This is a genomic window from Luteimonas sp. GW821-FHT14E02, assembly GCF_058803905.1.
On record NZ_JBXAPK010000021.1, the window covers coordinates 1 to 556 of the forward strand.

Below are 556 nucleotides of genomic sequence, written 5' to 3' on the forward strand. Positions count from 1 at the left end.
GCGTTCCTGATGCCGGTGGAAGACGTGTTCTCGATCTCCGGTCGCGGCACGGTGGTGACCGGCCGTATCGAGCGCGGCATCATCAAGGTGGGTGACGAAGTCGAGATCGTGGGCATCCGCCCGACGGCGAAGACGACGGTGACCGGCGTTGAGATGTTCCGCAAGCTGCTGGACCAGGGCCAGGCGGGTGACAACGCGGGTCTGCTGCTGCGCGGCACCAAGCGCGAGGACGTGGAGCGTGGTCAGGTGCTGGCGAAGCCGGGCAGCATCACGCCGCACACGGAGTTCGAGGCCGAGGTGTACGTGCTGTCGAAGGACGAGGGTGGTCGTCACACGCCGTTCTTCAAGGGCTACCGTCCGCAGTTCTACTTCCGCACGACGGACATCACCGGTGCGGTGACGCTGCCGGAAGGCACGGAGATGGTGATGCCGGGCGACAACGTGAAGATGGTGGTGGCGCTGATCAACCCGGTGGCGATGGACGAAGGTCTTCGCTTCGCGATCCGCGAGGGCGGCCGCACGGTCGGCGCGGGCGTGGTGGCCAAGATCATCAAGT

Annotated in this window: 1 protein-coding gene; it reads left to right on the top strand. The window is 66.0% G+C overall.

The annotated features are described in order from the left end of the window. Positions 1-556, top strand: a 556-nt coding sequence (locus AC1RNP_RS19045; RefSeq protein ID WP_493052865.1) for an EF-Tu C-terminal domain-related protein, incomplete at both ends; no start/stop codon positions are given.